This window comes from Streptomyces endophyticus, from assembly GCF_035798155.1.
GTDB classification, from domain to species: domain Bacteria; phylum Actinomycetota; class Actinomycetes; order Streptomycetales; family Streptomycetaceae; genus Streptomyces; species Streptomyces endophyticus.
This window is the reverse complement of record NZ_JAOZYC010000075.1, coordinates 115,976-132,926: the sequence shown is the minus strand read 5'-3', so window position 1 is coordinate 132,926 and position 16,951 is coordinate 115,976. Positions and strand designations below refer to the sequence as shown.

Genomic DNA, 16,951 nt, shown 5'->3' with positions numbered 1-16,951 from the left:
TCGTCGCCGTGCGCAATTCCCGGTCCGCGCGGGCGCGGCCGAAGTCTGGTGCTTTATCGCTTTGTCGCTTTGCTGTGCGGACCCAGTCGCGTGGATCCAGTCGCGTTGATCCGGTCGTGTGGGTCCAGTGGTGCGGATCCGGTCGTGCGGATTCAGTCGCGCGGATTCAGTCGCGCGGGGCGGGGCCGATCGACGCACGCGGGATGAACTCGGCGGGCGGCAGCGCCACGTGCGCCGCGCCCTCGTCCCCGGCGAGCACCGCGTCCAGGGCGCTGGCCGCGGCCTCGCCCCAACCGCGGGCGTCCGCGCGGGCGGAGGAGAGCGGCGGATAGCTGTAGCGGGTCAGCGGCGCGTCGTCGTAGCCGACGACCGAGAGGCGCTCGGGGACCGGGACGCCCAGCTCCTGGGCGACCGAGAGCCCGGCCATCGCGGCCAGGTCGTTGCCGTAGACGATCGCGGTCGGCGGGGCGTCGAGCGCGAGCAGCTCACGGGTGGCCCGCGCACCGCCCTCGGCGCTGAACCCGCCCGGCAGCACCGGGCCCTCGGGCAGGCCTAGCTCGCGCAGCGCCTGCTCCCAGGCGAGGCGGCGCCGGTGCGCGTGCCGGAACTCGCGCGGGCCCTCGACGTGCGCGATGCGCCGGTGGCCGAGGTCGGCGAGGCGGCGGACCGCGGCGGAGTAGGCGGGCTCGTCGTCCAGGCTCACCGTGGGCAGTCCGCCGCCCCACTCGGGCTGGCCCACCACCACGGCGGGCAGGCCGAGCCGGCGCATCAGCGGGGGGCGCGGGTCGTCGTGCCGGAGGTCCGTGAGCAGCACGCCGTCGACCTGGCGCTCGGCCGCCAGCCGTTCGTACACGCCCTGCTCCTGCTCGGGCGTGGTCACGTGCACCATCAGGCCGTCGCCGCGCTGCCCGATGACGGACTCGACGCCCGCGATGAACGCCGGGAAGAAGAGGTCTGCCCCGATCTGTTCGGGTTCGCGGGTCAGGACGAGGCCGAACGCCCCGGCCTTGCCGAGCGAGAGGGCGCGGGCCTGGCGGCTCGGCGTCCACCCGAGGTCGGCGGCCGCCGCGAGCACACGGGCCTTGGTGTCCTCCGCGATGCCGGGGCGGTCGTTGAGGGCGAAGGAGACGGTCGCGCGGGAGACCCCGGCGTGGCGTGCGACGTCCGCGATGGTGGGCTTGCGGGCCATGGCGTACGCAACTCCTTGAGGGCGGCCTCCGGATGGGCGTTCAAACCGGTTTGAACGGCCGAACGGCGTTGACTAAACCGGTTTGAACGTGGAGGCGTCAAGGGGTTGGCCGATGTGATCTGCGTCGCTGCGCGGTGGCGTCGCTCCGGTGCTGCGGTGGTTCCGCTCAACGCCCGCCGTGCGAGCCACGGTTGAGAACGGCGACCGTCGCCAGGAGAGCGAACAGCCCCACGGCGAACCAGGTCATCGCCGACGTCGCCGTGAGCCGGAGCGTGGCGACACCCAGGGCGAAGGACGGGCCGCTCAGTCCCAGGTAGGCGACGAGGAACAGGCCCGCGAGCGCCTCGCCGCGCCGCGCGGGCGCCGCCATCGCGACCACGGCCCCGACCGCCGCCTTGAACAGCAGCCCCGCCCCGACACCCGCGACCGCACCTCCCACCAGGAACGTGGCCAGGTCGGCGGTGTGCATCCCGACGACGAGCGTGAGGAAGCCCGCGCCCTCCGCGAGCAGCCCCAGCGTCGACTTCGCCCGCGGCGCCAGGCGGTCGGTGAGGATCTGGGCGAGGGCCGCACCCCCGAACACCAGGAACGAGATCGCCCCGGCCAGCAGGTGCGACGGACGGTGCAGCGTGTGCGCGACGAACCCGGCGGCGATCGACGAGAACAGGCCGAACACCGCGAAGGACGCGAACGCGCCGGCCGCCGCGGCCACGTACCCGGCCCGGTCGCCGTGGTCGGCGCTCACCCGCTGCGGCCGGTAGCGCGGCCTGACCGGCAGCTCGCGCACGGTCTCAGGAGTACGGGACAGGGCCACCGCCACGGCCGCAATGAGGACCGCGAACACGAGGTACGGCAGCCGCAGCGGAGCCGTCACGTACTGCGCGAGGAACCCGGAGACCAGCGGGCCGAGGCCGAGTCCACCGAGGTTGGCGGCCGTCGACACCGTCTCGAACCGCTTCGAGGAGGCGGCGGGGCGGTGCGCGCCGTGCAGTTCGGCCAGGTGTGCGGTGGCCGTCGCGCTGAGCATGCCGATGCCGAGACCGCTCACGAAGCGGGCGACGAGCAGCACCGGCAGCGCCGGGCTCGACAGGAACAGCAGGGCGGCGACGAACTCGAGGCCGAGCGCCGGCAGCAGGATCTTCTTGCGCCCCACCCAGTCCGACACGTGCCCGGCCAGCATCAGGCTGACCATCACGCCCACCGCGTACACCGCGAAGACGACGGTGACCATGAAGGTCGAGAAGCCGTCCCGCTCCTCGTACAGCGGATACAGCGGGGTGGGCACCGTCGAGAACGCCATCGACGTGAGGAAGGCGAGCGCCACGACCCAGAAGCCGATGCCGTGGCGGCGCGAACCCACGGTGGGCCGGGTGGCGGGGGAGTGCGAAGGGGCGCGGACGCGCGTCGGCGTGGCCATGCGGCAGGAGTCCGTTCGACTGGAGGGGGTGCGGGCGGGCACGTCCCACTCTCCGCGCGCACAGTCATCACGTCCAACGAATCTTCCAGCTCGCAACGATCGCGATCACAGATTGTCGCTGCGATAGTCGTCGAGTGGAACTACGCCATCTCGAGTATTTTGTCGCCGTCGCGGACGAGCAGAACTTCACGCGCGCGGCGGCCCGTCTGCACATCGTCCAGTCCGCGGTCTCGGCCGCCGTCAAGACGCTGGAGCGCGAACTGGACGCGCGGCTCCTGGACCGCAATTCCAAAAGGGTGTTGCTGACCGACGAGGGGCGGGCGCTGCTGCCGCGCGCCCGGATCGTCCTCGATGCCGCGCGCGACGCCGCCGACGCCGTGGCCGAGGTGCGGGGCGCGCTGCGCGGCACCCTGCGCCTGGGCACCCTCACGTCGATCAGGCTGATCGACCTGCCGGGGCTGCTGGGCGAGTTCCACCGTCGGCATCCGGGCATCCAGGTGCAGATCACCGTCGCCCCGACCGGGTCCCAGGGCCATCTCACGGCGCTCGCGGAACGCCGCCTCGACCTTGCCCTCGTGTCTCTGCCCGGGGCAAGTCCCGCAGAGGTCGAGCTGACGCCGCTGGCAGGCTCGACCCTCGACCTCGTGGTGCCGGCCGGTCATCCGCTCGCCGGGCGCGACAGCGTGGCGATCCGCGAACTGGCCGGGCTGCGGTTCATCGACTGCCCGGTCGGCTACGGCAACCGCTCCGTCGCCGACCGCGCCTTCGCCACGGCGGGCGTCCCGCGCCACGTCACCATCGAGATCACGGATCTTGCCACCAGCGCCGATTACGTCAGGGCGGGCCTCGGCGTCGCGCTGGTGCCGCGCTTCCTCGCCGACACCGCGCACGGTCTGGCCGTCCTTCCGGTGACGGACGCGGACCTGGGCTGGTCGCTCTACCTCGCGGCTCCGGCCGACCGTCCGCCGAGCGCGGCGGCCCGCGCGCTCACGGATCTTCTGCGCCATTCGGCCGACACCGTGGCATGAAGGCGCGATCGAGGGGTTGAGACGCCTCTGGCATGTGCCATACGGTTGAGTGAGCCGAAGAGGGTTACCCTTTTCAACGCCCCTGGTCCCCGGGCAACTTGGCTGAAGACGCCACAGTCGCATCGCCGACAACGCGACTGTGGTTCTCCGTCCGAGGCGTGCCTGCTGGGGCTTCCTCCCGCGGTCCCGCGGCGTCCCTGGACGGAACAGACGAGGAAGCGCGCGAAGGGGAGCCGTGCTTTCTCGTGGGTGACCCCCGCCGATGTTCGCATCCGATTTCCGGCGGGGGTCGCTGCTGTCTTCCGTGGCGCCGGGCGGGTGTCAGTGGCCGAACGCCTCCTGTAGCCACCAAGAACCCTCGTCCCGCGTCGTCTTGGCGTCGATCACCATCGGCCGGTCCGGGGCGGCGAGCCACTCGGTGAGCGGCGCCAGGTCCTTTGGCCCCGTCACAGTGAGGGCCGCGCAGCCGTGGCCGCGGGCGAGCGCCGCGATGTCCGTGTCCGGGAAAGTGACCGTGGACAGGTCGGCCGCCTCGGCCGGGTGGCCGAAGTGGTGGACCTCGGCCCCGTACATGGCGTCGTTGTAGACCACCACCAGGAGCGGCAGGCCGAGGCGCACGGCCGTCTCCAACTCCGAGACGCCCATGAGGAATCCGCCGTCCCCGCAGGCCGCCACCGGGAGCCGCTCGGGCCGCGCGAGCGCCGCGCCGATCGCCGTCGACAGACCGAGACCGATCGACTGGAACGCCTGCGTGAAGCACAGCCCGTACTGGTCGGGCACGTCGAGGTACATGCTCGGGTAGCCCATGAAGTTGCCCGAGTCGACGGCGACGGTGCGCTCGGCCGGGAGCATGCCGTTGAGCGCGCGGGTGAGCGTACGAGGATCGATGCGACCGCCGCCCGTGCCGTCCTCGAACGGAACCTGGGTCCAACTGCCCTCGACGGCAAGCCGCTTGGCGACGTCCGGCGTGCGGTACCCGCTCGCCCCGGGACCGTCCGCCAGGAGCGCGGTGACCTCGTGCGCCGTCTCCGTGACACCGCCCCACAGGCCCAGGTCGATGTCGCGGGTGCGGCCGAGGGCGTCGCGGTCGACGTCCACCTGGACCACCTTGGCGGTGTCCGAGATGAGGCTCCCGTGCCGCATGGTCCACATGTTCAGGGCGCAGCCCCAGCCCACGATCAGGTCGGCGCCCGAGATGAGTTCGGCGGCCAGCGGCGTGGAGAAGCCGCCCGCCACATCCAGACACCACTCCTCGCCCGGCCGCCCGTTGAACAGCCCACGCGCCACCGCCGAGGTGGCGAGCAGCGCGCCCGACCGCTCGGCGAGCGCCGCGATCGCCTCGCCGGCCGCCCCGGACCGGGCACCGCGACCGGCCACGAACACCGGGCGCTGCGCACGACGCAGCAGCTCGGCGAAGTCCTCGGCGTCCGCGGCGGCCGGGCGCGGCAGACCGGGGGCCGGGCGCCGCCGAGGAACCACCGCGTCCTCGGGCACCGCCTCGTCCTGTACGTCGATGGGGACGTTGAGCACCACCGTGCGGCGCTCCTCGGCGCACAGCCGGAACGCGCGGGTGACATCGTCCAGCGCCGTGCGCGCGGAGCGGACCCGGGCGGAGACCGCCCCGACGCCCTCGGCGAGCGCCGGCTGATCGACATGGAAGTTCGAGGTGCGCTCGGTGGCCTCCGCCGTCACGACCAGCAGCGGAGTGCGGCTCTTCGCGGCCTCGGCCACACCGGTCAGGGAGTTGGTGTAGCCGCAGCCCTGGTGCACGGTCAGGACGGTGACCTCGCCACTGGTGCGGGCATGCGCGTCCGCCATGACCGCTGCGCCGCCCTCGTGCCGCGCCGCGACGAAGCGCGCGCCCGCGGCCACGAGCGCGCCCGTGACATGGAAGTTGCCGCTGCCCACCACGCCGAACGCGGTGCGCACACCGAGCCGGTGGAGCTCGCGGCCGATGGCCTCCCGTACGAGCATGCTCACTTGCCCTCCGCGGCGGGCGTCAGCGCCAGGACGCGGGCGGGGCTGCCGGAGCCGCCGACGATGCGCAGCGGCGCGACCACGAGCACCGCGCCGACCGGCGGAAGCTCCCCGACATTGCGCAGCTGTGTCACGCCGTACTTCCCGTTGCCGAGCATGAAGTGGTGCACGGGGAAAGGCGGTTCGAAGCGGAAGGCCTGACCCGCGTCCGTGCCCACGGTCTCCACGCCGATCCCCACGATGCCGGTCTCCTCGGCCAGGTAGCGCGCGCACTCCGCGGTGAAGCCCGGCGTGTGCGGGCCGTTGTCGTCGGCGTTGAGGAAGGCCGCCTGGTCGTCGGAGCGGGCGTCCCAGCCCGTGCGGTACACCAGCCAGCCGCCCTCGGGCAGAGCGCCGTGCTCACGCTCCCACGCCTTCAGCTCGTCGAGGCCCAGCAGGTAATCGGGGTCCTTGGCACACTCCGCCGACTTGTCCACGACCGCGGCGGGCCCCACGAGCCGCGCCGCCGGCACACTGCCCACGTCCTCCAGGTCGCGGCCGGACGACCAGTGCACCGGGGCGTCGAAGTGGGTGCCCACGTGCTCGCCGGTGTGGATGTGGTTCTGGAAGGAGATCTCACCGGGATCGTCCCAGTCGTTGAGCCGCTCCAGCTCGAAGCGGGGTATCGGGTGCATCGGTTCGGGCAGCGGAAGGATCGGCGTCCCGGACGACAGCGGTGCGGTGAGATCGACCACGCGGAGCGAACCCTCGGCGAGCGAGGTGATCAGGTCGGTGGAGGCGGAGGTGTGCGGACGTGATGTCATGGCGGACATCATCAATCCTCCGGGTGCCGGAGCGATACCTTCCCCCCACACGGAAGTACGGAGTACAGCAATGAGCAACGAGCCCGCGCCCGCACCGGCCTCAGCTGCCGCGCCCTTTTCGCGGGCCCTGCTGCTCGAAGAGTTCGGTGTGCTGCCGCGGCTCGTGGAACGGCCCGTCCCCGTGCGGGCGCCTGGCCACACCCTCGTCCGCATGAAGGCGGCGACCGTCGCGCACCTGGACCTGAACGTGCTCGACGGACAGTTCGGCATCCTGCCCGAGCTGCCCTCCGCCCCCGGCACCGAGGGCAGCGGCGTCGTCCTCGCCTCCGCCGTCCACCCCGAGGGCGCCCTCGTGCGGGTGCGCGGCGAGGGACTCGGGCTCAGCCGCGAAGGCGCGTGGGCCGAGCACGTCCTCGTGCCCGACGGTGCCGTCGAGGTGATGCCCGAGGGCATCGACGCCACGCTCGCGTGCAGCTACTTCTCGCCGGTCGGCACCGCGTGGGCCGCCGTGCACCCCGTCGGCCGGATCGAGGCGGGCGAGCGGGTCGTCGTCACCGGGGCGTCCGGCGCGGTCGGCGCGATGGCGGTGCAGCTCGCGGAGCGGGCCGGGGCCGAGGTGATCGGGGTCGTCGGCCGTGCGGCCAAGCTCGCCCACGTGCCCGGCGCCGCGAAGGCGGTCCTCGCCGACGACCTCTCGCGGGAGACCGTGGGCGGCACGGTCGACGTGCTCATCGACACGGTCGGCGGCGCCGTCCTGCGTGACGCGCTCGCCCTCGTCCGCCCCCGCGGCCGCGCGGCGCTCATCGGCTACACGGCGGGCCGCGAACTCACCGTCGACCTCGCGGACTTCCTCCTCGCGGACGTCGCCCTGCTCCCCGTCAACATGATCCACCGTGGCCCGGAGGTCGCCGCCGACGTCGACCGCCTCCTCCCGGACCTCGCCTCCGGCGCACTGTCCCTCCCGTACGAGCGGTACGGGATGGGTGAACTGGGCGAGGCGGTGCGGCGGTTGCGCGCAGGCGAGGTCGTCGGGAGGGCGATCCTCGACCTCGGGTGATCCCGCGACACCGGCGGGATCATTCGAGGACCGTGCTCAGCCCATGCTCTTCGAGCCGTCCAGGGACTCGCGGATGATGTCGGCGTGGCCCGCGTGCTGCGCGGTCTCCGCGACGATGTGCATCAGGACCTGGCGCACGGACCACTCCGCGCCGGGCTCGGTCCACGGGGCCTTCGGCAGCGGCCACCTGCGGTCCAGATCGGTCAGCGTCGCCACCAACTCGTCGGTCCTGGCCGCGGCCTTCTCGTACTCGGCCAGCACGCCCGCCAGCGTCTCCTCGGGCAGCAACCGGAAACCGTCCGCGCGGGCGGCCCAGTCCTTCTCCGTCATCGCCGTGAAGTCCGGCATGGCGGACGGGCCTTCGAGGATGAAGCCCACCCACCCCTGCTCCACCTCGGTGACGTGCTTGATCAGACCGCCGAGACACAGCTCGCTCGCCGTGGTCCGCTGCCGGGCCTGGTCGTCCGTCAGGTCCCGTGTGGTGAAGGCCAGGAAGTGCCGCTGCTTGGCCAGCGCCTCAAGGAAGTCGGCGCGTTCGCCGGTGACGGTGGGGGCGTTGGTGGTCGACTCGCTGGTGGTCATGGTGTTCGCCTCTCGCGTGGGAGTGCCCGCTTGGTGTTCGCTTCGGTCACAGTAGCCAGCAAGTAGGTCAGATCGTGACCTACTTGGTCGTGACCTACTTGGTCGGTGACCTACTTGGGTCACCTCATCCGTCCACGGCCGTCCGGCACGCCAGATGCAGGGCCAGGCGCTCGTCCGGATCCGCGAGGTCCACGCTCAGCAGCTGCTGTACGCGGGCGATGCGCGCCGCGACCGTGTTGCGGTGCACACCGAGGACCGCGGCGGTCTCGGCCGTGGAGGACTCCGCGTCGAGGTACGCGGTGAGGGTGCGCACCAGGTCGCCGGGCTCGCCGGACAGCGGTTCCAGCAGGGAGCGGGCCGCGGGCTGGAAGGTGTCCGTGCGGGTCCAGGCGAGGAGGAGCTGGGCGAGCCCGAGGCGGTCCACGTGGAAGAAGCGACCGCTCGCCTCCCTGCCCTGCGCCAGGCGCGCCGCGTCGGCCGCCTCGCCCAGGCTGCGGGCGATGCCGGTGGGACCCGGATGGGCACGCCCCACCCCCACGTACGCGTGCAGCACCTCGGGCAGGCGGCGCTGCACGCGGCGCACGGCGGCGGCGTGCCGCTCGATGTCGCTGGTCGACGGCTCCTGGTCGGTGCTGGTCCACGCGGACCAGCCGTCGCCCTGCTCGACGACCTGGCCGCCGAGCCGCTCCGCCGCGAACGCGTCGGTGACCTCGGCGCGCAGGCCCGCCACGTCCACGTCGGGTCCGGTGCCGATGCGGATGCCGGTGTGCCAGCCGTCGAGGCGCCAGCCGAACTCGACCGCGTGCCGGCGCACCGCGTCCGGGATCTCGCCGCCCGCCGGGCGCAGCAACTCACCGAGCAGGGAGGTGCGGTGGCGGGCACTGCGCTCCAGGTCCAGTCGGCGCAGCGCCAGTCGTTCCCGTACGGCGCCCGATGCCACCTCCAGGGCGGCCGCCACCGCGTCGGCCTCGGGGGCCAGCCGGGCGGGCAGGCGCACGGCGAGGCGCGGGCGGGCGCGTTCGGTGCCCACGGGGTGGGTGAGGAGGCGGGCGCCGCTCGGGAGGTCGAGCGGGCGGGGGAGCGGCGGGCCCGTCAACTGCCGTGCCACCGTGTCCTGTTCGGCCGGTGTCACGGCGGCCGGATCGCCCGCCAGATGCCGGGCGTCCGCGGTGATGAGGGCGACCGGGCGGTGCAGCAGCTCGCCCAGGTCGGTGAGCAGCGCGTCCACGGTCTCGTCCGCGCGGGCACACACCTGCGCGGTGCGCAGCGTCGACTCGGCGCGCAGCAGCCCCGGTTCGGCGGTCATCCGTTCCAGGGCGAGGTACGCGGCGAGCGGGTCGGGGGAGCCGAGGACGGGCAGCCGCAGCCGCTCGGCGAGCAGCGTCGACGACATGCGGAGCGCCGTCACACCCGGAACCAGCAGCGCCGCGACACCCGCGCCGTGCGCACGGCGTAGCAGCGCGTCGAGCCGCCAGTCACCACGGTCCGCGCCGCCGAGCAGCACGAGCAGCCTGTCGGCGGGCTCCTCGGGGAGCGGGTGCGCCAAGTCCTGTGCCACTACGGGGCGTTGGACGGCGCGGGAGTCCTCGGGGCCCGCGAGGAGGGTGACGTCGTGCCACGAGGGGTGGGCGAGCATCGCGGAGAGGGAGACACCACGGTTCATCGGGGGACCGCCGGGTCGTGGTGGTGGGCCCCCGCCTCGAATCCGACGACCCCCGAGTCCAGGCCGAAGGCGCGGGGCGACACATACGGCTCCGTCTCAGGGCGGCGCCAGAACCCGGGGCCCGGCAGGGTCGCCGCGATGACCTCCTGGCCGGGGCGCACACTGTCGATGGCCAGGGGAAGCGCCGTGCGGCGGTCCAGGAGACAGATGACGTCGGGGACGGTCGCGGCGACCTGCCCGTCGCACAGCGCGAGCAGGATCTCGTTCTCGGTCTCCAGGCGGACGACCGCGCCGGATGTGGCGTCCACGACCGTGACACTGCCCCGCCCGAAGCCGGGGCCCTCGCTGCGCGCGACCTCCCGGATCCGGCCCGCCGCGAGCACCCTGCCACCGAGCGCGGCCTCCACGGCGTCCCTGTCCGGGCGGTGCGGGAGCTCGATGTGCGCGCGGCCCAGGGCCAGGGCACGGGTGAGGGAGTCGTGGACGCAGGCGTCGCGCACCTCGCTCAGCCGTACCGGGGCGAGCGCGAGCGCGGCCCAGCCGCCCGCCGCCGCGAGGAACCCGCGCACCGTACGTTCCAGGCCGCGCGCGTCCGTGCGGTCCACCACCAGGATCTGGCCGCCCGGTTCGGCCAGCGCGCACGGGGTGACCGGGAGGCCGCGCACCGCCCAGCTGAGCTGGTCGAGGCGGGGGAGGGCGCGGCCCATCAGGTCGACGTCGATCACGGGGAGGCCGAGGTCGAGGGCGGCCAGCAGGACGGTGAGGGCGTTGGGGCCGCCCGCCTCCACGGCCATCAGCGCGTCGGGGTCCGGGCCGCCCGACCAGCGGGCGACCGCGCCGACCGCCTCCCGGAACTCCTGTCCGTTCGGCAGCTTCTCGCTCAGTACGTTCACCGCGCCCACGACGCCGACCGGGACGATGACGGGGTCGTGCGAGGCGGCCTCGTGCCAGGTGACCGTGCCGTCCTCGCCCAGCGAGCGGCGCAGCATCGAGGCGAATGCCGCCGCGTCGCCGCCTCCGCCGCAGCCGAGGATGTTCACGCCGGTGACCAGTGGGGGGACGTCGGCGGAGGTGATCGTTTGTGGCACGTCGACGATTCTCGCAGCGTGGGCCGCTCCCTGCGCCTCGGGGCTCCGCCCCGGACCCCGCTGCTCAATCGCCGCAGGAGCTCTAGATGGGCAGCTTCTCCTCCACCGGCTGGAATGTGAACGGCAGGTCGAAGCAGCTCGGGCCGAAGACCGCCAGCGCCTCCGGGGTGCGCATGATCTCCGGTGCCGCGATGCCGATCACCGTGACCCGCTGGCCGTAGCGCAGCGCCTCCGTGGTGATGGGTTCGCCCGTGTCCGCCTCCAGGACGCACACCAGGTCCGGGACCACGCAGATCGGCTCGCCGTCCCGGAGTGCCGCCAAGTGCTCGTTCTGGAAACGGAGTTCGAGACCTGAGTCGCCCTCGAACGCCGCGAACGTGGCGCGGCCCCGCGCGAAGCCGCCCTCCGTGCGCCGCTCCACATCGGTCACCTTGCCGCGGAACAGCACCCGCAGGTGCCCGTAGATCGTGCCGGTCACCGCCTCGCCCAGCGCCTCCACCGGGTCGCGGTGCGCCTCGCGCGCCTCACGGACCGCCCGGCCCAGCGACAGCGCGAGGGACAGCGTGCGCGGCACCGCAGTGCGCTTGAGCTGCTCGCCGGTCATCGAGTACTCGGCTATCGCGGCGCCGCCACCGAGCCCGACCGTGACCCGGCGGGCCAGGTCCTCCAGGCGCTTGGTGTCCTTGCCGGTGTCGAACACGCAGGTCTCGCCGTGCTCGCCGGCCATCGCGAGCGGCGAGGCCGGGATGCCGTAGACGTGGAACGTCTCCATCTGCAGCTCGGGGAAGGCGCGCCCCATGCCGTCCGCGTCGACGACCGGCAGCCCGGTGCGGGCCGCGACGATCAGCGGGATCAGGGAGTTGCTGCCGCCGCATTCGATGGGCATCGTCGCGTCGGCCTTGCGGCCCGTGAACGTCTCCAGGGCGCGCAGCGCGGCCACCGGCTCGTCGGCGCCGGGCAGCTTCTCCACCATCACGGTGGGCGCGCCCATGTTCGCGACCGGGATGACGAACGCGTCGTCCGCCACCTCGTCCGGGTCGAGGACGGTCACGGGGCCGTGCTCGCGCATCGCCTCGCGCACCAGCAGACGGCCGATGGTCGGGTCGCCGCCGCCTCCGGTGCCGAGGATCGCGGCGCCGCGCGCCAGGTCGTCCAGCTGCTCGGGGCCCAGGGTCCAGCTCATGTGCTCGTGCTCTCCTTACGTGGGTGGGGGTGGCGGCTCAGCTGACCTGTTGCAGGTCGCCCACGGCCTTGCAGCGGATACGGGTGGCGTTGCCCGGCAGATACGGAACGGGGACCTCGTCGAACTCGACGATGCGCACCCCGGCCGGGTTCGCGCCCGCGGCGACGGCCCGGTCGACCGCCTCCTGCCGCGCCTCGTCGAGCACGGTCTCGCGGCGCCCCGCGTCGATCGCGTAGACCCGGTCGACCTCGCCGCCGACCTGTGCGATGGCCGCGCCGATCGCGTTCGCGACCGCGAAGTGGTCGGGGCGGTGGACCGTGCCGGAGCCCGGCAGGGTGTCCGGGAGGAGGACCGAACCGCCGCCCACCGCGACCACCGGCAGCGGCTCGGGCGACGTCCGCATCGACTCGACCGCCCGCGCCACGTCGGCGGCGATCGTGTCGAGCGCCTCCTTCACCAGACGCGCGTCGAGGTGGGCGACGGCCGAGCGGTCACCGATGTCGGTGAGCCCCGCCGCGACCGCGACATCGGTGGCTGTCAGCGTGGAGCCGCCGAACACCAGCGCGTCGTCGGTGAGCCGGTAGCCGACCGACCGCGGGCCGACCGTGACCCGGCCGCCGTCCTCGACGACCAGCGAACCGCCGCCGATGCCGATGCTGTGCACGTCCGGCATGCGGAAGTTGGTGCGCACCCCCGCCACGTCCACGGCCGTCCCCGCCTCGCGCGGGAAGCCCTGCGTGAGCACGCCGACGTCGCTGGTGGTGCCGCCGACGTCGACGACCGCGCAGGTGTCGAGGCCGGACAGGACGGCGGCGCCGCGCATCGAGTTCGTCGGGCCCGAGGCGAACGTGGCGACCGGGTAGCGGCGCGCGTACTCCAGGTCCATCAGCGTGCCGTCGTTCTGGCTCAGATACAGCGGCGCGGTGATGCCGAACCCGGCGACCGCCCCGGCGAGCCCGTCGACGATCCCGGCGGCCAGCTCGCGCAGCGCCGCGTTCACGGCCGTGGCGTTCTCCCGCTCAAGGAGGCCGATGCGGCCGATCTCGTGGGAGAGCGAAAGGGCCACGTCCGGGCCCAGTTCGGCGCGCAGGATCTCCGCCGCGCGCACCTCGAACTCGTCGCTGACCGGCGAGAACACCGAGGAGATCGCCACCGACCTGATGCCGTGGGCGGCCATGTCGGCGGCGTGCCGGCGCAGCTCGTCCTCGTTCAGGTCGGCGATCTTCCGCCCGTCGAACTCGTGCCCGCCGTGCGCCAGGTACGGCCGTCCGGCGACGGCCCGCGTGAGGCGCTCCGGCCAGTCCACGAACGGGGGCAGCGCGGACGTCGCGGGCAGGCCGAGCCGGAGCGCCGCCGTCGGGGCGAGGCCGCGGGCCTCGACGAGCGCGTTGAGGAAGTGGGTGGTGCCGATCATCACGGCGCCGACCGCCGCCGGGTCGAAGGCGTGCTGCGCGCGCAGCGCCTGAAGCGCGGACACGATGCCCGATGTGACGTCCTGGCTGGTCGCGGACTTGGTGGTGGCGAGCACCCGCGGTCCTTCGAGCAGGACGGCGTCGGTGTTGGTGCCGCCGACATCGATTCCGATACGCACGGAACTCTCTCCTTAGCGGGAGGTGCCGCTGGAGGCGGCGGGGACGTGAGGGACGGTCAGGGAGGCGGGGGTGTCGTCGCTCGCGGCGACCTCACTCTCATCGGACACCGGCGCACCGGCTCCCATGTCGCGGGACACACCGACGCCGCGCACCAGGCCGAGCCGGCCCAGAACGACGTAGGCGACGAACGCGAAGACGACCGAGTTGATGCTGGGCAGGCCCCAGTCGACGAATTCACCGACGCAGAAGGCGAGCAACCACACGACGAGCGTCGCCGGGACCCAGGTCGGCGCGGTCGCGGGCAGCGTGCCCGAGGCCCGCGAGGCCTCCAGGTCACCGCGCCAGCGCTTGACCACGAAGTACTCGGCGATCATCACGCCGGCGATGGGCGGGAAGGCGACGCCGAGCAGCGTCAGGAAGTCGGCGAACCGGTCGAGGATGCCGGCCGCCGCGAGCAGGCTGCCGACGAGGCCGAGGACGACGGTGACGGTGGCGCGGTTGACCTTGCGGCCGAAGACCGACTCGATGAAGTTCACGACGCCGAGACCTGAGCTGTACAGATTCCAGTCGTTGATCTTCAACGCGCCCATGATGACGACGAGCGTGCCGACCCAGCCCACCGAGGACACGGCGATCGCGGTCACGTCGGCGGACCGGGTGGCGTGCGCGAGGAGCACTCCGGCGAGCCCGACCACGTACTCACCGAGCGAGATGCCCACCACGGTCTGCTTGACGACGTCGGCGGTGGAGCGGTTGAAGCGGGTCATGTCCGGCGTGATGATCGCGCCCGCGATCGCACCGCCCGCCACGAGCGTCGTGCCCTGGACGAGGGAGAGCTGAGGGCCCGGCGGCGCGGAGGCGACGAGGTGCCCGATGTCGTAGCGGACCAGCTCGTGCACCGTGGACCAGCCCACGAGCAGCAGGAACGCGGGGACGGTGATGTACGCGGCCCAGTTCATGGAGCCGAAGCCCCACAGCACGACGGCCGTCACACCGAGCCCGAACAGGACCGACCACACCGGCGCGGGGAACACCCCGACGAGGCCGGCGAGCGCGTCGGCCGATATCGCCGACTGGATGCCGAACCAGCCGATGAGGCTCAGCGCGATGGCGAGCCCGATCAGCGAGGACCCGACGCGCCCGAACCCGGTCCAGCGCGCGAGCACGGACGTCGGCAGCCCCTCCCGTACGCCGATGATCCCTATGAAGATCGAGAGCACCTCGACGATCACCGAGCCGAGCGTGAGAGCCCAGAACGCCGTCCAGAAGTCCATCCCGAAGCCCAGCGTCGCTCCGAGCACGAACTGGCTGAGCCCGGAGATCTGCCCGAAACGCTGCAGGGCTACGGACCACCAGCCGTAACGGGCGGTGGTGGGCACTCTGGTCAGGGCGTGGTCGTCCACCCCGACGGCGCGTGCTGCGGCCATCGAACCTCCAAGCGACTGCGGTTGCCCGCACGCTACGGCGGCCGCCGAACGGGCGGGATGGGCGCAGTGCCCGGTGGGACGGAGGTGGCTGTGCAGAGTGCACGGGGAGCGGGACTACGGCCGGCGTCCCGTGAAGCCCACGATGCGGTCCATCAGCGGCGCGTCCGCGGGCGTCTCGACCGGCGGACCCCACAGCTCCGGCAGGGGCGCCGCCGTCACGAAGCCGCTGACGTGGTCGTGGCAGGCGAGCAGGGTCTCCTCGGGCAGGTCGAAGGGCTGGCCGGTCGCCTTGGCGAGGTCCCAGCCGTGCACCACCATCTCGGTGAGCGCGACCTTCCCCCAGGTGTCGTTCGGCAGCGTGAACCCCGGCCCGTCCGTCTCGCCCCGCCAGGCCTCCGGGTCGTCCCAGGCGTCGCCGAGCGCCCGCACGCTCTTCACCGTGCTCACCCGCCAGTCGCCCGCCTCCGAGGACAGGGGCGCTTCCTTGCGGGCGAAGCCGGTGAACGCCCGCGCCGCATCGTCGACGTGGGCGATCAGCTCGCGCACGGAGTACTCGGAGCAGGGGGTGGGCCGGGACAACTGCTCGTCACTCACGCCGGCCAGTACGTCGGTCATCCGGCCGCAGGCCGGCTTCAGGTCGATCACGGAAAGTCCTCCTCGGGTGGCATGCCGTGGTGATACTGGTGCAGACCGCTCCCAGGGCCCGAACTCATCGGCGCCACCGGCGTGTTGTGTGTGAAGCTGTGGCCATGGATCACACGCATGGCGAGCTCCGCGACAGGCTCCAGACCGACCGCCCGCACTCCGCCAGGGTGTGGAACTACCTGCTGGGCGGCAAGGACAACTACCCCGTCGACAGTGAGGTCGGCGAGGTCATCCTCGCCACGTTCCCCGAGTTCGCCACCGTCGCCCGTCTGCAGCGGCAGTTCCTTGTGCGCGCGGTGCGGTACCTGGCGGGCGAGGCGGGCATCCGGCAGTTCCTCGACATCGGCACCGGCCTGCCCACGGCCGACAACACGCACGAGGTGGCCCAGCGCATCGCCCCGGACAGCCGGATCGTGTACGTCGACAACGACCCGCTGGTGCTGACCCACGCGCGGGCCCTGCTCACCAGCACCCCCGAGGGGGCCTGCGCCTATCTCGACGCCGATGTGCGGGACCCGGAACGGATCCTGGCCCAGGCGCGCGACACCCTGGACTTCGACCGGCCGATCGGACTGACCCTGCTCAGCATCATGGGGCAGCTGTCCGACGACGACCGCCCCGCGGAAGTGGTGTCCACGCTGCTCGACGCGCTGCCGTCCGGCAGCTACCTGGCGCTGACCGACGGCACGAACACCAACGACGCGCTGAACACGGCGGTCGCCGGCTACAACCAGCAGTCGGTGCACACCTATCACCTGCGGGCGCCGGAGCGGATCGCCGCGTTCTTCGACGGCCTCGACCTCGTCGAGCCGGGAGTCGTCCATACGTCGGCCTGGCGCCCGGACCCCGACGCGCCGCGGCCCGAGGAGGCGGCGGTCGAGGCGGCGGTGTGCGGGGTGGCGCGCAAGGCGTGACCGCACCGCGGCGGCGTTACTTGCGCTCGACCTCTACGAAGGCGAGCGGGGCGGTGCCCGCGTTGACGACCTCGTGCTCGCTGCCCGCCGAACGCGCGTAGGAGCGGCCCGAGCGCAGCTCGTTGCGCGTGACCGTGCCGTCAGGCGTGATGACATCGGTGTGGCCGTCCGTCACCGGGACCACGACGTAGTCGTACGCGTGCACGTGGCGGCCGGTGCTCTGCCCCGGCTCGAAGTCCCAGCGGGTGACCCGCGTGCGCTCGTCCTCGTGCTGCACGGTGGCGCGGGCGGTGGTGGTCATGTTCACGGCTCTTTCGTCGGGTGGAACGGTGGCGACGGAGATCGCCGCAGCTGGCAGGCTAACCGGATCACACCGCGAGGAGCTG

General features: G+C 73.0%; 15 protein-coding genes. 3 read left to right on the top strand and 12 right to left on the bottom strand.

The window, feature by feature from the left end; translation table 11 throughout:
* Positions 1-166 precede the first annotated feature (166 nt).
* Positions 167-1,189 carry a LacI family DNA-binding transcriptional regulator gene (locus OKJ99_RS10040; protein WP_326015518.1) on the bottom strand — a complete coding sequence of 341 codons (1,023 nt, stop codon included), beginning with the start codon at positions 1,187-1,189 and terminating at the stop codon, positions 167-169.
* Positions 1,190-1,355: 166 nt separating this feature from the next.
* Positions 1,356-2,606 carry an MFS transporter gene (locus OKJ99_RS10035; protein ID WP_326015517.1) on the bottom strand — a complete coding sequence of 417 codons (1,251 nt, stop codon included), beginning with the start codon at positions 2,604-2,606 and terminating at the stop codon, positions 1,356-1,358.
* A 134-nt stretch (positions 2,607-2,740) separates the two neighbouring features.
* On the opposite strand from OKJ99_RS10035, the gene OKJ99_RS10030 reads away from it, so the two are divergent.
* On the top strand, positions 2,741-3,634 hold the full coding sequence (locus OKJ99_RS10030; RefSeq protein WP_326015516.1) for a LysR family transcriptional regulator: 894 nt from the start codon (positions 2,741-2,743) through the stop codon (positions 3,632-3,634).
* A gap of 321 nt (positions 3,635-3,955) precedes the next feature.
* Here OKJ99_RS10030 and OKJ99_RS10025 read toward each other — a convergent pair whose 3' ends face one another.
* Positions 3,956-5,608 carry a thiamine pyrophosphate-binding protein gene (locus tag OKJ99_RS10025; RefSeq protein ID WP_326015535.1) on the bottom strand — a complete coding sequence of 551 codons (1,653 nt, stop codon included), beginning with the start codon at positions 5,606-5,608 and terminating at the stop codon, positions 3,956-3,958.
* 2 nt (positions 5,609-5,610) lie between these two features.
* Positions 5,611-6,414 (bottom strand): cyclase family protein, encoded by an 804-nt coding sequence (locus tag OKJ99_RS10020; RefSeq protein ID WP_326015515.1) that lies wholly within the window; start codon positions 6,412-6,414, stop codon positions 5,611-5,613.
* A gap of 70 nt (positions 6,415-6,484) precedes the next feature.
* Between OKJ99_RS10020 and OKJ99_RS10015 the strand changes: the two genes are divergently transcribed.
* Positions 6,485-7,471 (top strand): quinone oxidoreductase family protein, encoded by a 987-nt coding sequence (locus OKJ99_RS10015; RefSeq protein ID WP_326015514.1) that lies wholly within the window; start codon positions 6,485-6,487, stop codon positions 7,469-7,471.
* 36 nt (positions 7,472-7,507) lie between these two features.
* Here the strand turns inward: OKJ99_RS10015 and OKJ99_RS10010 are convergent, their stop codons facing one another.
* From OKJ99_RS10010 to OKJ99_RS09980, 7 genes are all read right to left on the bottom strand, one after another.
* Entirely contained in the window at positions 7,508-8,053 is a 546-nt protein-coding gene (locus tag OKJ99_RS10010) for a DinB family protein (RefSeq protein ID WP_326015513.1), read from the bottom strand.
* Positions 8,054-8,177: 124 nt separating this feature from the next.
* Positions 8,178-9,716 carry a helix-turn-helix domain-containing protein gene (locus OKJ99_RS10005; RefSeq protein WP_326015512.1) on the bottom strand — a complete coding sequence of 513 codons (1,539 nt, stop codon included), beginning with the start codon at positions 9,714-9,716 and terminating at the stop codon, positions 8,178-8,180.
* Complete coding sequence (locus OKJ99_RS10000; protein WP_326015511.1) at positions 9,713-10,804, bottom strand: DUF917 domain-containing protein; 1,092 nt, start codon at positions 10,802-10,804, stop codon at positions 9,713-9,715. The genes OKJ99_RS10005 and OKJ99_RS10000 overlap by 4 nt, the downstream gene beginning before the upstream one ends.
* Positions 10,805-10,886: 82 nt before the next feature.
* The gene (locus OKJ99_RS09995) at positions 10,887-11,987 is read right to left on the bottom strand and encodes a DUF917 domain-containing protein (RefSeq protein WP_326015510.1); all 1,101 of its coding nucleotides are present in this window, start codon (positions 11,985-11,987) and stop codon (positions 10,887-10,889) included.
* Between the two features lie 37 nt (positions 11,988-12,024).
* A complete protein-coding gene (locus OKJ99_RS09990; RefSeq protein WP_326015509.1) occupies positions 12,025-13,578 on the bottom strand; it encodes a hydantoinase/oxoprolinase family protein in 1,554 nt (517 codons plus the stop codon).
* Between the two features lie 12 nt (positions 13,579-13,590).
* On the bottom strand, positions 13,591-15,006 hold the full coding sequence (locus OKJ99_RS09985; RefSeq protein ID WP_326015508.1) for a purine-cytosine permease family protein: 1,416 nt from the start codon (positions 15,004-15,006) through the stop codon (positions 13,591-13,593).
* A 114-nt stretch (positions 15,007-15,120) separates the two neighbouring features.
* Positions 15,121-15,651 (bottom strand): TIGR03086 family metal-binding protein, encoded by a 531-nt coding sequence (locus OKJ99_RS09980; protein WP_326015507.1) that lies wholly within the window; start codon positions 15,649-15,651, stop codon positions 15,121-15,123.
* Positions 15,652-15,755: 104 nt separating this feature from the next.
* Here OKJ99_RS09980 and OKJ99_RS09975 point away from each other — a divergent pair, with 104 nt between their 5' ends.
* Positions 15,756-16,565: an SAM-dependent methyltransferase gene (locus OKJ99_RS09975; protein ID WP_326015506.1), complete on the top strand. Its 810-nt coding sequence runs from the start codon at positions 15,756-15,758 to the stop codon at positions 16,563-16,565.
* A 16-nt stretch (positions 16,566-16,581) separates the two neighbouring features.
* Here OKJ99_RS09975 and OKJ99_RS09970 read toward each other — a convergent pair whose 3' ends face one another.
* The gene (locus OKJ99_RS09970; protein WP_326015505.1) at positions 16,582-16,866 is read right to left on the bottom strand and encodes a cupin domain-containing protein; all 285 of its coding nucleotides are present in this window, start codon (positions 16,864-16,866) and stop codon (positions 16,582-16,584) included.
* Positions 16,867-16,951: the final 85 nt, after the last annotated feature.